The 15,179-nt window shown below is 51.7% G+C and carries 15 protein-coding genes; 6 read left to right on the forward strand and 9 right to left on the reverse strand.

Annotated features, from left to right (window positions below):
• Positions 1 to 88: 88 nt before the first annotated feature.
• On the reverse strand, positions 89 to 628 hold the full coding sequence (locus A9B99_RS00925) for a helix-turn-helix domain-containing protein (protein ID WP_064593755.1): 540 nt from the start codon (positions 626 to 628) through the stop codon (positions 89 to 91).
• Positions 629 to 724: 96 nt separating this feature from the next.
• On the opposite strand from A9B99_RS00925, the gene A9B99_RS00930 reads away from it, so the two are divergent.
• Entirely contained in the window at positions 725 to 1,909 is a 1,185-nt protein-coding gene (locus A9B99_RS00930) for a benzoate/H(+) symporter BenE family transporter (RefSeq protein WP_064593758.1), read from the forward strand.
• Here the strand turns inward: A9B99_RS00930 and A9B99_RS00935 are convergent.
• Positions 1,858 to 2,754 carry a helix-turn-helix domain-containing protein gene (locus A9B99_RS00935; RefSeq protein WP_231889139.1) on the reverse strand — a complete coding sequence of 299 codons (897 nt, stop codon included), beginning with the start codon at positions 2,752 to 2,754 and terminating at the stop codon, positions 1,858 to 1,860. The two genes, A9B99_RS00930 and A9B99_RS00935, sit on opposite strands and share 52 nt — an antisense overlap.
• Before the next feature lie 155 nt (positions 2,755 to 2,909).
• Here A9B99_RS00935 and A9B99_RS00940 point away from each other — a divergent pair, with 155 nt between their 5' ends.
• Both A9B99_RS00940 and A9B99_RS00945 read left to right on the forward strand, forming a co-directional pair.
• Entirely contained in the window at positions 2,910 to 3,812 is a 903-nt protein-coding gene (locus tag A9B99_RS00940; RefSeq protein WP_064593761.1) for a DMT family transporter, read from the forward strand.
• 114 nt (positions 3,813 to 3,926) lie between these two features.
• A complete protein-coding gene (locus tag A9B99_RS00945; RefSeq protein ID WP_064593764.1) occupies positions 3,927 to 4,349 on the forward strand; it encodes a VOC family protein in 423 nt (140 codons plus the stop codon).
• Here A9B99_RS00945 and tehB read toward each other — a convergent pair.
• The gene (tehB, locus tag A9B99_RS00950) at positions 4,315 to 4,905 is read right to left on the reverse strand and encodes a tellurite resistance methyltransferase TehB (protein WP_064593767.1); all 591 of its coding nucleotides are present in this window, start codon (positions 4,903 to 4,905) and stop codon (positions 4,315 to 4,317) included. The two genes, A9B99_RS00945 and tehB, sit on opposite strands and share 35 nt — an antisense overlap.
• 80 nt (positions 4,906 to 4,985) lie before the next feature.
• Here tehB and A9B99_RS00955 point away from each other — a divergent pair, with 80 nt between their 5' ends.
• On the forward strand, positions 4,986 to 5,906 hold the full coding sequence (locus A9B99_RS00955; protein WP_064593770.1) for an LbetaH domain-containing protein: 921 nt from the start codon (positions 4,986 to 4,988) through the stop codon (positions 5,904 to 5,906).
• Position 5,907: 1 nt separating this feature from the next.
• On the opposite strand, the gene rimL is transcribed toward A9B99_RS00955, so the two are convergent.
• A complete protein-coding gene (gene rimL, locus A9B99_RS00960; protein WP_064593772.1) occupies positions 5,908 to 6,486 on the reverse strand; it encodes a 50S ribosomal protein L7/L12-serine acetyltransferase in 579 nt (192 codons plus the stop codon).
• Positions 6,487 to 6,748: 262 nt separating this feature from the next.
• On the opposite strand from rimL, the gene hpxO reads away from it, so the two are divergent.
• Complete coding sequence (hpxO, locus tag A9B99_RS00965) at positions 6,749 to 7,906, forward strand: FAD-dependent urate hydroxylase HpxO (protein WP_064593774.1); 1,158 nt, start codon at positions 6,749 to 6,751, stop codon at positions 7,904 to 7,906.
• Positions 7,907 to 7,973: 67 nt separating this feature from the next.
• On the opposite strand, the gene A9B99_RS00970 is transcribed toward hpxO, so the two are convergent.
• The 3 genes from A9B99_RS00970 to A9B99_RS00980 all read right to left on the reverse strand — a co-directional run bounded on the left by A9B99_RS00970 (position 7,974) and on the right by A9B99_RS00980 (position 11,778).
• Positions 7,974 to 9,629: a glucan biosynthesis protein D gene (locus A9B99_RS00970; RefSeq protein ID WP_064593778.1), complete on the reverse strand. Its 1,656-nt coding sequence runs from the start codon at positions 9,627 to 9,629 to the stop codon at positions 7,974 to 7,976.
• A gap of 187 nt (positions 9,630 to 9,816) precedes the next feature.
• Positions 9,817 to 10,596, reverse strand: a complete 780-nt coding sequence (locus A9B99_RS00975; protein WP_064593781.1) for an ABC transporter substrate-binding protein — start codon at positions 10,594 to 10,596, stop codon at positions 9,817 to 9,819.
• A gap of 12 nt (positions 10,597 to 10,608) precedes the next feature.
• Entirely contained in the window at positions 10,609 to 11,778 is a 1,170-nt protein-coding gene (locus tag A9B99_RS00980) for a methionine aminotransferase (protein ID WP_064593784.1), read from the reverse strand.
• A 114-nt stretch (positions 11,779 to 11,892) separates the two neighbouring features.
• On the opposite strand from A9B99_RS00980, the gene A9B99_RS00985 reads away from it, so the two are divergent.
• Positions 11,893 to 12,774 carry a LysR family transcriptional regulator gene (locus A9B99_RS00985; RefSeq protein WP_064593786.1) on the forward strand — a complete coding sequence of 294 codons (882 nt, stop codon included), beginning with the start codon at positions 11,893 to 11,895 and terminating at the stop codon, positions 12,772 to 12,774.
• On the opposite strand, the gene A9B99_RS00990 is transcribed toward A9B99_RS00985, so the two are convergent.
• Both A9B99_RS00990 and A9B99_RS00995 read right to left on the reverse strand, forming a co-directional pair.
• Entirely contained in the window at positions 12,737 to 14,230 is a 1,494-nt protein-coding gene (locus A9B99_RS00990) for a carboxylesterase/lipase family protein (RefSeq protein ID WP_064593788.1), read from the reverse strand. The genes A9B99_RS00985 and A9B99_RS00990 overlap by 38 nt on opposite strands.
• Positions 14,208 to 15,155, reverse strand: coding sequence for a LysR family transcriptional regulator (locus tag A9B99_RS00995; RefSeq protein ID WP_064593790.1), 948 nt, complete (start codon positions 15,153 to 15,155; stop codon positions 14,208 to 14,210). The genes A9B99_RS00990 and A9B99_RS00995 overlap by 23 nt, the downstream gene beginning before the upstream one ends.
• Between the last annotated feature and the right edge of the window lie 24 nt (positions 15,156 to 15,179).

Raw genomic sequence — 15,179 nt, forward strand, 5'->3', positions numbered from 1 at the left:
TTGTCTTATTCAGGTTTATTGAAAGGCGGCTATTGTAGTCAGATTCGGGTACGAGCAAAACTGCTTTTCACGGTAAAGCCGCTCTGTTTTAAACCGTAGACGATGGATAGTGAATCAGCGACTGAAATACTGTGGTTATAGCACTATGGTTAGCATAACTGTGGGGAACATCTGCAATAAAGCGCCATGCCTCACCGGCGGAAAGTGTGTGCCATTGCCCCTCAACACACAACGATAATTCGCCTGTAAGAACAATCACATGTTCAATAACACCCTGTTCATGGGGGCTGGAGTCACTTTGTGCTCCCGGTGCCAGTGTAATGCTGAACATATCGAAACGTAATACCGGGTCATATGGGAATAGTGGTGTCACTACCATCGCCTGCTGCTGGGCATCATAGACTGGCCGTTCACTGCCTGGTGTGGTGATAAAACGCGACAGCGGCACATTCAGTCCAGTGGCAATTTTCCACAGCGTGGCAACTGTTGGGCTGGATTCGTTGCGCTCAATTTGCCCCAGCATAGCTTTTGATACACCGGTTTTCTCTGCGGCCTGTGCCAGGCTCCAGCCGCGCTGCTGACGTAACTGTTTCAGTGTTGATGACAACCAGGCTGCTATATCATCCATAAATTCCTCCTGTGTGGTCGGTAAGTATAGCGCCTTGTGCGTTATAACGCACGGTGTTATAGTCCGGACGTTATAACGCACAATACAGGAGCCGTTATGAGGCACGCATCCCTTCCGTTTCCCACGATAATGTCCGGCTTTGTCGCTGTATTAGTCGGCTATGCCAGCTCTGCTGCGATTATCTGGCAGGCAGCTACCGCAGCAGGTGCCACACCAGACCAAATTGCAGGCTGGATGACCATGCTGGGTATTGCGATGGGTGCCAGCTCGCTGATTTTGTCCTGCTGGTACCGTATTCCGGTATTGACTGCATGGTCCACTCCAGGTGCTGCATTGCTGGCGACCAGCCTGCATGGGCTGACCATCAATGATGCTATTGGCGTTTTTGTGTTTGCCAACCTGCTGATTGTTTTGTGCGGCGTAACGGGCCTGTTTGCCAGGTTAATGCAAATTATTCCTCACAGCCTGGCTGCCGCAATGCTGGCGGGTATTTTATTGCGTTTTGGGCTGGATGCCTTTGCTAACCTGCAAGGCCACCTGGGGTTAACCGGCACAATGTTAGCCTGCTGGGTAATAGCCCGCCGTATTGCGCCACGCTATGCCATTGTGTTCACTCTGGTTGTCGGGCTGGTTATTTGTGCCATGACCGGCAGCATTGATACCCGGCATATTGATACCCATTTTGTTATGCCGCAGTGGGTAACGCCCCACTTTTCTCTGTCTGCCTTGCTGGGTGTTGGTGTGCCTTTCTTTTTGGTCACCATGGCATCTCAAAATGCACCGGGTGTGGCTACCATGAAAGCATCCGGTTACCACCTGCCTGTTTCATTACTGATGGTGGTTACCGGCGGGTTGTCGCTGCTGCTGTCGCCATTCGGGGTGTTCTCTGTATGTATCGCCGCGATTACTGCCGCAATTTGCCAGAGCCCGGAGGCACACGCTGACGCACAACAACGTTGGAAAGCATCAGCCACGGCTGGGATATTTTATCTGCTTGCCGGGTTATCTGGTGCCACCATCACCTCGTTGATGGCCTCTGTACCCCAGGCCTGGGTTCAGACGCTTGCCGGGTTAGCGTTGTTGGGCACTATCAGTGGCAGCCTGGTTCAGGCACTGAATGTTCCCCATCAGCGTGACGCCGCGATTATTACTTTTTTAATTACCGCCAGCGGGGTAACACTTGGCGCTGTGGGGAGTGCATTTTGGGGGTTGGTTGCCGGTGGCGTATGCTATGCCTGCCTGGCACCTAAAGCACGCATAGCGGAAGGTGTACAGCCATAAACAGCGCGGAAACGGTTTGAAAAATGGCTTGAAGAACTAAAACCACACTGCAGGGCGATATCGGTAAGCGGTAATTGCCCTGCTTTCACCAGTTGTTCGGCTTTGATCATTCGGCGCTGCATTACATACTGATGCGGCGCAACACCAACCGACTGGCGGAACATGCGCGCAAAATGAAATTCGCTGAGCCCTGCCTGTGCCGCCAGCTTATCCAGAGTAATAGATGTATCAAGGTGATGTTCAATCCATTCCATTGTCTGGCGTAGCACCACTGGCGCCAGCCCGCCTTTTACCGGAGGTAATTTCCACTGAACGGTACTGTAATGCTGCACAATATGGGTGAGCAGCAATGTAGACGCAGTAGTGAGCACCAGGTGGTTTGCCTGTTCGCCCCAGGCATTATTGAGCAAGAACTGGCGGTAGAGCTGAGTAATGTGGACATCTTCGGCAAACGTCCGTTCATCAAGCTGAATACTTGCCGGGTTGCGATCCCAAATCTCTTCGCCAATTGCGCGTAAATGCGCACTGGTACAGTACAGATGCACAAAGGAAAGGTCGGCACGTACATCCCAGGTGGATTCACTCTGTTCTGGCATCAGGCAAAATCTGTCTGGCCCGCCGCCATTTTTCCAGCCCTGGCGTGTTTTGTGGTAGGTTTCGTATCCGTCTGCCACATACAAACTCAGTGTATGGTGGTCACTCATCTGCGTGATAGTGTCATGCTTATTTGACCAGGATGCCAGTTGCACCCCGGAGTTAAGCTGCACATTGTCGTGTAATACTGCCTTGTGCTGGCGCAAGTTTTCAAATGCGTGGTAGCCCATATCGCCCTGCCATTGCTTCATCTGTTTGACAGTCTACGGTGGCAATTTCTCCTCTGCCAGCCACTACCGGAAAAAAAAGCGCAAGAATATGCAAGTGCACCACAACCAGCTGCAAGCCAGCTGGCGCAGCTCACTACACACTACCGGCTACTTTCACGGGAGTAATGAGGTTATTCATGAACGCAGTACTGTATATTTTGGTCGTTGTCATCTGGGGTACCACCTGGATTGCCATCGCCATGCAACAAGGGCCGGTTGCTGTATCCGTTTCTATTTTCTGGCGGTTTGCTGTGGCTTGTGCCGTGTTATGGCCGGTGATGTTGATGACCCGCCGCCTGAAATCTATGCGCAAAGCAGACCATTTATTCTGCCTGCTACAAGGGTGCTGTGTCTTCGGGTTCAACTTCTTCTGCTTCTACCATGCAGCCGCCTGGATAACCAGTGGGCTGGAGTCAGTAATTTTCTCTATGGCGGTATTGTTTAATGCAGTGAACAGTTTTCTGTTTTTTGGCCAGCGCCCGGCGCCACGCTTTTATGCTGCCGCGCTACTCGGCCTGGTCGGTATGGTTGTGTTGTTCTGGGACGATGTCGTGGGCCAGACGCTATCCATGACGCTACTCGCCGGTATTGGATTAAGCGCGCTGGGTACCTATGGTTTCTCATTGGGAAATATGATCAGCGCCCGCCACCAGAAACGTGGGCTGGATACACTCACCACCAACAGTTGGGCTATGCTGTACGGTACGCTGGTAATGGGAGCGACGGGCCTGTTCAGTGGCAGCCATTTTATGCCAGAGTGGGATACCCGTTATATTAGCGCGCTGCTTTATCTCGGTGTTTTTGGTTCAGTCATTGCTTTCGGTGCCTATTTTACGCTGGTTGGGCGTATTGGCCCGGCAAATGCGGCCTGGAGTACACTGCTGTTTCCCCTGGTAGCATTAGCGATTTCAACCGTTTTTGAAAATTATCAGTGGAAAAGTAATGCGGTTATTGGCCTGATTCTGATCCTTGCAGGAAACCTGGTGATGTTTGTGCCGGTCAATAAATTACGTGCCGGTTTGCGGCTGAAGAGCGCCTGATACCCGAAGTAGCGGGAAAAGTGTGGCGCGTGTAACACAAAGGCACTTTTGACAACACAGGCAAACCAGAAACTGCAACACTGCATAACGTACTGTCAATAAAGGGCCTTCACGATGAACATGCCACACTTACGCATTGCCAGACCGGTTACCTCTCTGACACAAAGTGAAACGCTCTACTGTACAGGGCTTGGGTTGGAGGTAACGGGGCGATTTAGTGAGCATAATGGTTTTAGTGGCATTATGCTGTCGCTCCCGCAGGCTGCATGGCACCTTGAGTTTACTGTGTGCCACCGGCATCCTGTTACACCTGCCCCCGGGAGCGAGGACTTACTGGTTCTCTATTACCCGGACCCAACCCACTGGCGGCAACGGTGTGAAAAAATGCGCCTTGCCGGGTTTCATGCCATTAACAGTTACAACCCATACTGGGATCATCACGGGCAGACGTTCATAGACCATGATGGCTACCGCACAGTTATTCAGCAAAGCGCGTGGCCGGTTACACCTTCTGAGCAAGCAGTGTCGCAAATCTGAGTTTAATGCGGTTACCATTGCTGTCCGTTTTGTGCAATTCCCCCACATCTTCATTGTATTTATGCAGGTTCCAGCCTGCATAATACGCCGCCAGTTCGCCTTCTTTGAAGGTAAACGGGAACCCAACAGAGCATGGAAAATCAGCGGTACTCATTGCTGAGACAATTAAATTCAACCCACCCTGGCGCGTGGCTTCCTGCATCTGGCTAATCAGACGGGGAATAGTCGCAGGTTCAAGAAACATCATCACTACTGTTGATAACAATAAATCGTACGCGCCGTGAAAACTGACCTGGTTGAGGTCGGCCACCGCCGCTTCGAGATTACCCAGTTTTTCCTGCCGGGCAATGCGCTGCAGGTTTTCTATACTGGCAACGTTTTTGTCCCAGGCCTGAACCTGGTGCCCTGCATCCGCCAGGTAAAGGCTGTTGCGCCCATTACCACAACCCAGATCCAGTACCTGACTGTGGGGTTTTAGCAGGGGAACAGCACTTCGTAATTCAGAGTGAGGTAAGGTCAGCCCGTAGTTATCGTGAAAATAGTTTTCTGTGCGCATGGTTTTCTCCCGCCACCATCGTTAGCCAGTGGCAAAGCCTTTATCGTCTGCCAAAATTATTACAATAACCGGAGATGATAATGAAAAAATACCAGTTGAGCGACCACTGCCGTAAGCTTATTTCGCCACAGGGAGAAAACATCACCCTGTATCAAATATGTGCCCTGGCAGACTTTGGTTCCGTGTGCAAAGGTCAATTGGGCGGCTGGGTGGAAGGACCAGACTGTCTTAGTCAACAAGGTAGCGCCTGGCTTGAAGAACAGGTGGAAGTCTTTGGCGGTGCGCAAGTCAGTGGTGATGCGCAAATCCTTGGCCTCAGCCGGTTAACAGGCAGGCTTCATGTGACGGATAGCGCGCAGGTAAAAGATTGCCAAATTGATGGCCCGGCTGACATCAGCGGGGAAGCCAGGCTGTTCGACAGCCGCATAATTGCCTGTATGGGTTTTACGGCAAACCCAGACCAGGCTCTTACCATCAGTGGCAATGCGCATATCAGGCGGAGTTTACTGGCTCATCAGGTGTGTGTCTGTGACCACGCATATATTGATTTTGGTTTTCTGCAACACCGGGCTTGTGTGAGTGGTTATGCCATTATTCAGGGAAACGATAATTGTAATGTGTGGCTGTGTGACAATACCTGTGTAAGTGACCATGCCCGTATTATTGCCGGACAGGATACCGATAGTATCCCTGTATTACGTGGACATGTGCGGGTTGCTGATTATGCAGTGGTTGAAGGTAACTGTGTTCTGTCCGGGAGCGTGACATTGCTTGATTACGCAAACCTGCACGGCGGCCCGGTCGTGCTATGTGACAATGTCACGGTTCGGGGGCACGGGCGTATCGCGGGAAATGTTCGCCTGGAAAACGCCACAGAACTCCGTGATAACGCCTGTATTGAAACCTGGGATAACGAAACTGTTTTGTTGCGGGATTCAAGAATACTGACAGGTAACCAGCACATCACTCGCGCCAGCCCTTTTCTGCCTTTTGAGCGTTAATTTATTCAGTTTTGTTTGCCTGGCTGGTATCAATAATCCGCCCATAGATGTTCTGGTCGTGATAACCGCCATTAAGAAATTCTGCTTCACGCAACCGTCCTTCAAGAGTAAAACCATTACGTTGGGCAACCTGGTTGCTGGCAGTGTTGGTGACAATACATTTAATGACAAAGCGGCGTACCAGTCCTTCGCGGGCATATTTCATCATCATCGCGTTTAAAGAACGGGACAAAATGCCTTTACCCTGCGCCGCTTCGTCCAGCCAGTAGCCAATGTAGGCAGCTTTATTTGTTGGCTCTATCAGGTTAAAAGACACCACGCCAACCAGTTTTGACTTACACAGAATCATAAACATTTTGGTGATATTGCGGTGGTGCAACAGATAATTACCCTGAACGGTTTTCAGGGTATCTTCCCGCGCATTGACAAATTGCGGCCAGTTCATACTTTGTTGCAGCCAGTCTTTATTGCGCAGAATCAGCGCAAACAGTGGGTCAACAAAGCGTTCATGAACTGAATGCAATTGAATATGCGAATCCACAGAAATCACTTCATCCTGCCATGATTGGGGGGTATTCACAGGTATACCTCTTTTCTTTTCACTGTTTTCAAAGACTAAGTGATTCTTAATAAAAAGTCTCGCGCTTTATTTTGCCCCTTTACAGTGCGTAGCGACTGTTCTTGCACCGCAAGTATGCAAGAACTGGCTCCGTAACTGTCCATCATAACCGTTGCCATGCCATTGGAACCATTGATGCATCGTGTAACTAAAGTTTCAGTTGAATGATAACCTGACCTGGTACAGAAATTGCAAAAATTCTGTTACAGAACAGGAGACAAACATGAAAGCAATCATAATTGGTGGTGGCATTGGCGGTTTGTCCGCAGCGATTGCCCTGAAACGCTGCGGCATCGAAACTGAAGTGTATGAAGCCGTAAAGGAAATTAAACCGGTTGGTGCAGCAATTTCAATCTGGCCTAACGGGGTAAAATGCCTGAATTATCTTGGCCTTCATGAGAATGTCACTGCCCTTGGCGGGAATATGGCATATCTCGCCTACAATGACGGGCACAGCGCAGCCACCCTCACCCGTTTTAGCCTGTCGCCGCTGGTTAAGGCTGTAGGCGAGCGGCCTTATCCTGTTGCGCGCGCAGAATTGCAAAATATGTTGCTGGAGCAATATGGCAAAGACGCCGTGCAATTCGGTAAACGGGTTACGCATATAGAAGAGCAGAAAGATGGTGTTTGTGCCTGGTTTGAAGACGGGCACAAAGCAACGGGTGACCTGCTGATTGCAGCCGATGGCACCCACTCTGTTATCCGTAACTGGGTATTGGGTTACCAGACTGAACGCCGTTATGCGGGCTATGTGAACTGGAACGGACTGGTTGAGATTGATGAAACGATTGCACCGGCAGACCAGTGGACCACTTTTGTCGCAGAAGGGAAGCGCGTCTCACTCATGCCAGTTGCCGGTAATCGCTTTTATTTCTTCTTTGATGTGCCCTTACCCAAAGGGCTGGAAGAAGACAGAAGTACTCTGAGGGACGACCTTAAACGCTATTTTTCTGGCTGGTGCCCACCGGTTAAAAAGCTGATTGATACACTGGACCCACAAACCACGAACCGGATAGAAATTCATGATATCGAACCATTTATGCAACTGGTGCGTGGCCGGGTAGCGTTGTTGGGTGATGCCGGGCACAGTACTACTCCGGATATAGGCCAGGGTGGCTGTGCGGCGATGGAAGACGCCGTGGTGCTGGCCATTGCCCTGCAAACCAACTCGCTGGGAATTGAAGATGCTCTGTTGCGTTACCAGGCTAAACGCAATGAGCGGGTAAAAGACCTGGTTCTGAAAGCACGCAAACGATGCGATGTAACACATGGTAAAGATCAACAGGCAACACATGCCTGGTATGATGAACTGAAAACGGAAACCGGAGAGCGCATTATGGCCGGGATTGAAGATACCGTGATGGGCGGCCCACTGGCCTGAACCGGCTTTAATTAATAAAAAACCGCGCAAGGTTTGCTGCCTGCGCGGTTTTTTTCACCCTGCCATATTAACGCATCTGGCGTTCATCAACATATTTGCGTTTATCTGGTGCTGGCGGGAAATACTGGTAAAGCCAGGTTTCACTAATAGCTTTCCCCTGGCAACGCAGGAACATGCGCATTTCTACCGGGTCTACGGAATCAGAAGTGGGATACCAGTCGAACAGAATGCGGTAGCCATCAAATGGTTCGACATACAGGATTTCGACCTGGCGCGCTTCGCCACTGGACAATGTGATAACGGGTTCAATGCCTTTAGGCGCAGCATCTTTCAGGTCGCCACCCACAAAATCAATGGCAAAACGGCGGGACCATTTTTCCGGGAAGTGTTCACCCGGTGCCCAGCCTTCCGGGAAGCTCCCCATGCCTGTGCGGGTTGCATAGACTCGCGCCATATTGGTGTGATAAGGCGGCTCGGCACTCCAGTACAGACGGTACTTGAAGTTCAGTGTGTCACCGGCTTTGACCGGTTTCTCCGGCTGCCAGAAACATACAATATTATCCAGCGTTTCACCGGTTGTTGGGATCTCCATCAGGCAAACATGACCTTTACCCCAGGCATTACGCGGCTCAACCCACAGGCTTGGGCGTTTGTTATACCAGCCCATCACATCCTGGTAGCTTTCGAAGCGGTGGTCGAGTTGTAACAGACCAAAGCCTTTCGGGTTTTCATCCATAAATGCGTTGAACTGCAGGCGCTGTGGGTTATTGAGCGGACGGCAAATCCACTCACCATTACCACGCCACATAGACAGGCGATCGGAGTCATGAATTTGTGGATGAATGGTGTCGCACATTGTGCGTTCATTGGTGCCACAACTGAACATGCTGGTCATTGGGGCTATCCCCAGTTGCCTGATGTCCTGGCGCGCATACAGGTGATTTTCGATTTCCATAATCACCTGGGTTTCTTCACACTCAATGGTAAATTTGTAGGCCCCGGTAGCACTTGGGCTGTCCAGTAAGGCATATACCACAAAAGTCGTGTCGCTGGCTTTGGGGGTTTCAAACCAGAACGCCGTAAAATCAGGGAACTCTTCTGGTTTATCAGTAAAGGTGTCAATTGCCAGGCCACGGGCCGACAGGCCATATTGCCAGGTGTTGTCTACTGCACGAAAATAACTCGCGCCAAGGAATGAAACGATATCACGACGCGCCAACTCAGGGGCTTTAAAGACTTTAAAACCCGCGAAACCCAGGTCTGGCTGCCCTTCCAACTGGCTGACATCCACGCCGGCATCGTGGTAATTGAATAAATCCGGACGGAAATGTACTTCCCTGGCCTGATGGGTTGACTGGTCGAGGGAAAACATTCTTACCCGGCGGCGAAAGCCCATGCCAACGTGGAAAAACTGCACATCGAGTTGGCGGTTTTCTATGTTGTGCCACAGAGAATGCCCGGCATCATACTGAATGCTGTTGTAAGCCTGAGGGGTTAAATCGGCCAGTGTTTTCGGCAATGGGCGAGGTGCGCCCCCCCAGGCCTTTTGCGCCAGATCATGGGCCATCGACTGCAACACGGAAAAATCGAAAGTGCGGGTACTGCCATCCGCAATTCCTGACTCTTGTGCCCACGCCGCGCGCGAGAAGAAAGTGGCAAGTGCTGGAGTGCCACAGGCAGCGGCCAGCGCCATAGAAGCTTTTATAAAACGTCTGCGATTCATGCCGGATTCATCGTCCTTTTTGTCAGGATAGTAGCGTTAGGTTAACGGGCATTCCCACCATGCACTTAAGCCCGTTGCCATGGACACTCTAGACAAAATTGACCCTGAATCCAACAACACAACGCTGCGGCCCGCGCGAGCGTCTGTTTTTCAGACATGTCGCCCAGAGGCCGCAGTAAAAATGGTGTTATTTCACACTCACATCAATTCCCGGGAAATATTTTTTTGCCAGTGTGGTGACTGTGCCATCGGACTGTAATTTGCTGATAGCCGCATCAAGGCGTGCTTTCGTCCGGGTATCTCCTTTACGCAGACCAAAACCAATTCCGCTACCCAGAATTTTGTCATCACTGACTGGCTTACCAATAAAGCCAAAACCTTTGCCCTGAGGCTTGCTCAAGAAACCGGCCTGACCTGCCGCGGACATCACCAGTGATGCATCAATACGGCCATTAAGTAAATCGGCCCATGCCATGTTCTGGTCTTTGTATGAGACAACAGTTACCCCCTGCTTCTCCCAGTGCTCTTTGGCATAAACTTCCTGAATGGAACCCTGCAGAACGCCAATGGTTTTCCCCTTAAGCGATGCTGCTGTCGCGTCAAGACCACTGCCGGATTTACCCACCAGTTGGGTTGGTATCCGGTAAATGGGGTGAGTGAAGTCGATACTTTTTTCACGCTGTTCCGTGATATTCATTGCGGAGTTAATGGCGTCGAATTTTTTTGCCATCAGGCCTGGTATCAGGGCATCAAATGACGTTTCCACCCACTCGCACTTCAGTTTTGCCGCCTGGCAAACTGCTTTGCCGAGATCGATATCAAACCCTTCCAACTGGCCTGCGGCATTACGGCTTTCAAACGGTGGATATTCAGCTTCCAGCCCAAAGCGCAGCGTGTTTTCTGCAGCAATAGCAGATAAAGAAGATAACAACCCAGCGGCTAATAACAGTGATGTAATTTTTTTCATGAGTAACCCTGCTTAACGTGGCTTAACCTGGCATAACGCCTGCGCGCCTGCCTTTAATGTCGCATCGTCTTTAGCAAAAGAGAGGCGAATCAGTTTATTGTCTGTACCATCGGTGTAGAACGCGGATAACGGAATGGCAGCAACACCATGCTCCACAATCAGACGTTTTACCATCTCGCTGTCGGGTTCGTCACTAAAGTGCCCGTAACTGGCGAGCATAAAGAATGACCCGGCACTCGGTAATAACCTGAAGGGAGACTCAGCCAGCAAAGACTGGAGTAAATCACGCTTACGCTGGTAAAACGGCCCCAGACTTTGCCAGGTGACCGGATTCGTCATGTAGTCGGCGAACGCATACTGCATAGGCGTATCTGCCGCAAACATTAAGAACTGGTGCACTTTGACTATCTCATCCATCAGCACTTTTGGCGCAACGCAGTACCCCACGCGCCAGCCTGTAACATGGAACGTTTTACCAAAAGATGAAATGATGACACTGCGTTCCGCCAGACGCGGATGTGTGGCCATGCCGTGGTGGCGCGCGCCATCAAAGACGATATGCTCATACACTTCATCTGCCAGCAAAATGATATCGGTCCCCTGAGTCAAACGCACCAGTTCGCTCAAATCTGACTCACTCAGCACCTGGCCACTCGGGTTATGTGGGGTATTGATAATTATCATGCGGGTACGGCTGTTTATCGCAGCCGACACTTCATCCCAGTTAATACGGAAATCAGGCTGAGTCAGTTTGACAGCAACGGGCGTTGCACCCTGCAAACGTACTACCGGCGCATAGCTGTCGAAGGAGGGTTCAAAGTAAATCACTTCATCGCCCGGGTGAACCAGGCCACTGATGGCAGAGTAGATCCCTTCACTGGCACTGGCGGTAACCAGCACTTCATCTGTAGTGTCATAATGCTGACCATATGCCAGTGCGACTTTCTCACTAATCAGCTGTTTGAGGTGAGGCAAACCCGTCATTGGAGCATACTGGTTGCGGTTTTCTTTCATCGCTTTTGTTACGCCATCAACCAGTGCCGGGTCACACGGAAAGCCTGGCGCACCCTGGGAAAGGTTAATGGCATTGTGCTGGGATGAAAGCTGCCCAATTACGGTAAAAATGGTGGTACCTACATCCGGCAGTTTTGATTTGCACTGTACCGGGGATTGCATGGACATGGCCGCTCCTGTGATAGCTACGAATTGCATAACTATTCAAGCGACCCGGCATTGCAAGCACAACCGAATTGTTGTCATAATAGCCATGCAAAAATTGCATAGCTGGAGATGTGTATGCCCCGCCATTCCCTGCCACTGAATGCGCTTGAAGCCTTTATTGTTACCGCCCGGCACCTTAACCTGACTCATGCAGCGAAAGCGCTTTACCTGACTCAGGGTGCGGTAAGCCGCAAAATTGCTTCGCTGGAAAACTGGTTTGGCTTTGCGTTGTTTGAGCGGCATGCCCGGGGTTTGCACCTGACGCCACGCGGGAAAGCGTTACTCCCGGAACTTGAGCAGGCATACAGGCAAGTGCATATTGTGGCTGAACAGGCACGTCAGAAACCACAATCAGTTCGCCTTAAAGCGCCAACCTGCGCTATGCGCTGGTTGCTACCTAACCTTCTTGCCATTGAGCATCACTACCCGGACCTCGATGTGGTGTTAACCACCACAACCGATCACGGCATTAATTTTCATGCTGAACCTTTTGATGCCGCAATTGAATATGGGAAATCTGAACGTGGTGAATTGCTGTTTGATGAGTGCCTGACACCGGTAGTAAGCCCGGTGCTGGCAAACCAACTGGCAACACAACCGGAAAGCTTATCCCGCCTGACATTTTTACACCCCACTCGGGATAAAACTGACTGGTTATTGTGGTGGAACAGCCAACCCCGCCCCTGGCCGGTAATGCGTAAGAACCAGCACTTCGATACCATGGATCTGGCTATCAGTGCCGCCATCCAGGGATACGGTGTTGCGATTGCCGATGAACACCTTGTCGCCGCGGATATCAAAGCCGGGAGGCTGGTGCGGCTGTCTGAACAGGCAGTGCCTACGGGAGCGGCATACCGCCTGGTGTTGCGCCAGGCGGGTAGCGAAGCAGGCAATTTAAACGACTTCCGCCAGGCGTTGCTTAGTCCAGATTTACATGGTGTTTCATCACTCGCTTAAACAGCCGCAGACGCAAAGGCATAAACCAGCGGCGATGGCGAAAACCAAACTGCCGCTGCAGGCCAATTTGCAAAACGCCATGTGCCGGCCAGGCGACCGGCCCCGCAAGAGCCTGCGCTTCCCCCTTCTTCTGGCTGGCAAATGCGGCCCAGTAATCTGCGAGAATAGCGGCGACTTTTTGGTCTGATTCTGTAGTAGTTATCATGGTTGCCAGCGTATCAAACACGTAAGCCACTTCGTTACCATGTGACGCGCCGAAAGGCAGGCTGCCCCGTTCACCCTCACTGACATAATCAAACCAGTAACGCCAGCAAGCCTGGCCTGCTCTCTTTTGTGCATCACTGATAATCAGACCCAGTGTGGTAAACGCCATATCACGGCAAACCTCGCGCCCGAGCGCATCATCCTGTAAAGCATGCGGGTAAAGCGTGCGGATCAGGGCAAGTCCGCCCCGGTGAGTTTTGCGCATCTGGCGGATTTGTTGTGCGGCATCCACACCAAACACAGAGAGCACGCTGGCTTCATCACTGTTACTTCCCACCAGTACTGGCAAGGCGTGTTGCTGCCCTGCCATAAAGCAATCCAGCGCGGGTTGTGGCAGCACGATATCGCCACTTATCGGCACAGGTGCGGGTGAATAAGGTGCGGCCAGAGGCCAGAAGGCATCGCCTGGTAATTCTCGCAGCTGTTCAGCAGTGGCGTGCTTTAACCCCAGCACAGCCGCCACTTGTTCACCATTTTGTAATGCGTCTTGCCGGGGAGTGTCAGGTAACGTGTAACCGCTTTGAATAATCGCTCTGTGAAACAACCCCCTGGCGAGTGGTGAGGTCATCAGTGACATTACACTACGTGCACCTGCAGATTCGCCGAACAACGTCACCTGCTGCGCATCTCCGCCAAAAGCCGCAATATTATCCCTGACCCAGTCCAGTGCCGCAATTTGGTCAAGCAAACCAAAATTGTGTACCGGGCCACGGGGATCTTCTCCGTCTAACGCCGGGTGAGCAAAAAAACCGAGATGTCCAAGGCGGTAATTCACGGTAACCAGGATAACACCGCGCCGGGTGAGGCCGTGGCCTTCATAAGGCGGCAGGCCACCGGCACCAATGGTAAACCCACCACCATGCAGCCAGACCATAACAGGCAAAGGATGCACTGACGGTGTTGCGGGGGCCCAGATATTTAAATACAGGCAATCTTCACTAAAACTGCCTGGGTCCCCGCCACCCAGTTCACGGCAGTACTCTTTATCCTGCCAACTTGCCGGGCCATACGCATATGCCTGTTTTATGCCCTGCCAGTTGGAAGGGGGTTGAGGTGCACGCCAGCGTAATGCTCCAACAGGTGGCGTGGCATAAGGAACGCCTCGCCATACCCGAACACCCGCTTCACACTTTCCCTCAAGTAACCCGTTGCCTGTCATCACCTGACAATTATCCACTGAGTGTGCCAGCATCATGTTTCCCGCTTTCCCTTCCGTTCGCATTCATTTCATGAATAAAATCAATAAAGGCCCTTAATGGCGCGGGCACCAGGCGGCGATCCGGGTAATAGAGCCACGGGCCACTGAATTCGGGCCACCAGGGTTCCAGTACCGGCTTGAGTTCTCCACGGGCGATTGCCGGGGCCAGCCAGTCTTCGAAAAGCATAATAATCCCCGCGCCTTTAATCGCTGCATCCACAGCCAGGTCAACGGCAGCACCGATACTGACGACCAGGGGGCCTTTGACCTGAACACGCAATGTTTCATCGCCTTTGTGAAATTCCCAGTCAGAGATAACGCCACTATGGTAGCGGCAACGAATACAGCGGTGTTGTATTAATTGCGTCGGGTGTTCGGGCTGGCCTGAAAGTTCCAGGTACTCAGGTGAGGCCACTACCGCGAACCGTTGAGTACGCGGCCCAAAGGGAACGGCAATCATATCCTGTGCCAGGCTCTCTTCGTAACGGATCCCGGCATCGCAACCCGCGCTGAAAATATCAACCAGGTTACTTTCAGCAATGATGTCGACATCAATCTCCGGGTAACGGGCGAGAAATGCCGGAATAATATCAGGCAGAATCAGCCGGGCGGCACTCACCGGTACGTTCAGGCGCAATGTACCACGCGGGGTATGACGAAAACCGTTGATTTTATCCAGCGCAGTTTCGACTTCATCCAGCGCCGGGCGTAAGTTTTCCACCAAAGCCCGCCCCGCTTCTGTCAGGGCGACGGTGCGAGTGGTTCGGTTGAACAAGCGCACACCCAGTTGTTGTTCTGCTCGCCGTACTGCATCACTGAGCCGCGACGGATTACTGTTGAGATTACGGGCAGCTTCACGAAAACCGCCCGCCCGTGCAACAGCAACCACCGCCTGCAGGTCGTTCAAATCATATGGCATTGTGCGGATTCCCGTACATCGTGT

This window comes from Mangrovibacter phragmitis (genome assembly GCF_001655675.1).
Taxonomy (GTDB): domain Bacteria; phylum Pseudomonadota; class Gammaproteobacteria; order Enterobacterales; family Enterobacteriaceae; genus Mangrovibacter; species Mangrovibacter phragmitis.

What these genes read in the sequence shown, in the direction of transcription:
- A9B99_RS00925 (WP_064593755.1), bottom strand. Translation starts at nt 628, where the DNA reads ATGGATGATATAGCAGCCTGGTTGTCATCAACACTGAAACAGTTACGT.
- A9B99_RS00930 (WP_064593758.1), top strand. Translation starts at nt 725, where the DNA reads ATGAGGCACGCATCCCTTCCGTTTCCCACGATAATGTCCGGCTTTGTC.
- A9B99_RS00935 (WP_231889139.1), bottom strand. Translation starts at nt 2,754, where the DNA reads ATGAAGCAATGGCAGGGCGATATGGGCTACCACGCATTTGAAAACTTG.
- A9B99_RS00940 (WP_064593761.1), top strand. Translation starts at nt 2,910, where the DNA reads ATGAACGCAGTACTGTATATTTTGGTCGTTGTCATCTGGGGTACCACC.
- A9B99_RS00945 (WP_064593764.1), top strand. Translation starts at nt 3,927, where the DNA reads ATGAACATGCCACACTTACGCATTGCCAGACCGGTTACCTCTCTGACA.
- tehB (WP_064593767.1), bottom strand. Translation starts at nt 4,905, where the DNA reads ATGCGCACAGAAAACTATTTTCACGATAACTACGGGCTGACCTTACCT.
- A9B99_RS00955 (WP_064593770.1), top strand. Translation starts at nt 4,986, where the DNA reads ATGAAAAAATACCAGTTGAGCGACCACTGCCGTAAGCTTATTTCGCCA.
- hpxO (WP_064593774.1), top strand. Translation starts at nt 6,749, where the DNA reads ATGAAAGCAATCATAATTGGTGGTGGCATTGGCGGTTTGTCCGCAGCG.
- A9B99_RS00970 (WP_064593778.1), bottom strand. Translation starts at nt 9,629, where the DNA reads ATGAATCGCAGACGTTTTATAAAAGCTTCTATGGCGCTGGCCGCTGCC.
- A9B99_RS00975 (WP_064593781.1), bottom strand. Translation starts at nt 10,596, where the DNA reads ATGAAAAAAATTACATCACTGTTATTAGCCGCTGGGTTGTTATCTTCT.
- A9B99_RS00980 (WP_064593784.1), bottom strand. Translation starts at nt 11,778, where the DNA reads ATGTCCATGCAATCCCCGGTACAGTGCAAATCAAAACTGCCGGATGTA.
- A9B99_RS00985 (WP_064593786.1), top strand. Translation starts at nt 11,893, where the DNA reads ATGCCCCGCCATTCCCTGCCACTGAATGCGCTTGAAGCCTTTATTGTT.
- A9B99_RS00990 (WP_064593788.1), bottom strand. Translation starts at nt 14,230, where the DNA reads ATGCTGGCACACTCAGTGGATAATTGTCAGGTGATGACAGGCAACGGG.
- A9B99_RS00995 (WP_064593790.1), bottom strand. Translation starts at nt 15,155, where the DNA reads ATGCCATATGATTTGAACGACCTGCAGGCGGTGGTTGCTGTTGCACGG.